General features: G+C 63.2%; 1 protein-coding gene. It reads left to right on the top strand.

The window, feature by feature from the left end:
- Nucleotides 1-1,456 (top strand): methyl-accepting chemotaxis protein (locus CTATCC11996_RS08530; RefSeq protein WP_003075142.1); only part of this gene is annotated, 1,456 nt, incomplete at both ends.

The raw sequence follows: 1,456 nt of genomic DNA, 5'->3' as shown, positions 1-1,456 counted from the left end.
ACATCAAATATGCCAATCAGGCGTTCATGGAGGTCAGCGGCTTCGAGCCGCAAGAGATCCTCGGCCAGACCCACAATCTGGTGCGCCACCCGGACATGCCCCCGGCCGCTTTTGCCGACATGTGGGCCACGCTCAAAAGCGGCGAGCCCTGGAGCGCACTGGTCAAGAACCGGCGCAAGAACGGGGACCACTACTGGGTTCGGGCCAATGCCATTCCCATCATCCGCAATGACAAGGCCAAGGGCTATATGTCGGTGCGCACGCAGCCCGAGCGCAAAGAGGTCGAGGCGGCGCAAAAGCTGTATGAGTCCATGCACGACAAGGGCGCTGCCGCCCCCGAGCTGCACAAAGGCATAGTCTCCCAGAAGGGGTTGGGGAAGCTGCTGTCGATCTGGCGGCACATGGGGGTGCGACGGCGCATTCGCCTGAACTCGCTGGCTTTGTGGAGCGCCCTGGTGCTTGGCGCCTGGCTGCTGGGTCCAAGCCAGATGCAGTTTCTGTCGATGGCGGCCTTCATGACGGTGGCGCTGATGGTGATGACGCTATTGCTCGAGAGCCAGTTCGCCACGCCGCTGGAGCTGCTCAAGCGCCAGTCGCTGAACGTGGCAACCGGCAACAACCGGCAGACGCAATACCTGCAGCGCACGGATGAAATCGGCACCACGCTGCGCACGGTCAACCAGATCGGTCTCATGTTCCGCTGGCTGGTGGACGATGTGAATCAGCAGGCGCTCAATGTTCAGCAGGCCTGTGACGAGATCGAGCAGGGCAACAGCTATCTGCACGGGCAGACGGAGCAGCTGGCGGTGAATGTGGCCCAGACCTCGGCGTCCATGGAGCAGATCACGGCCCGGGTTCAGTCCAGCGCCGATACGGCCCAAAAAGCCGGTGTGCTGGCCAGCGAAGCCAGCGCAGCGGCCCTGCGCGGGGGGCAGTCCATGGATCAGATCGTCGCCACCATGGAGTCCATTACGGCCAACTCCCGCCGCATTGCCGACATCGTCGGCGTGATTGACAGCATTGCGTTTCAAACCAACTTGCTGGCGCTGAATGCGGCCGTGGAGGCTGCCCGCGCGGGCGAGCATGGCAGGGGGTTTGCCGTCGTTGCCGGTGAGGTGCGGGCCCTGGCGCAGCGCAGCGCCGATGCGGCCAAGGAGATCAAGACGCTGATTCAGGCCAGCACTGCCAATATCGAGGCGGGCTCTCTGGTTGTGAACGATGCGGGGCGCAACATCGGGGACATCGTCTCCCAGGCGCGCAGCGTAGCGGACTTCATTGCGGAGATCAGCAAGGCCACGCGTGAGCAGAGCGAGGAGATCAGCCAGGTCGGCAAGTCGGTGGCGGACATGGACTATCTGACGCAGCAGAACGCGCAGCTGGTGACCCAGGGGGCGCAGGCGTCGAGCAGCATGCAATGGCAGGTGAAAAATCTTGTGGAAGCGATTGGGGTGTTTCG

It is taken from the genome of Comamonas testosteroni ATCC 11996 (assembly GCF_000241525.1).
GTDB classification, from domain to species: domain Bacteria; phylum Pseudomonadota; class Gammaproteobacteria; order Burkholderiales; family Burkholderiaceae_C; genus Comamonas; species Comamonas testosteroni.
This window is presented reverse-complemented; position numbering and strand designations above follow the sequence as displayed.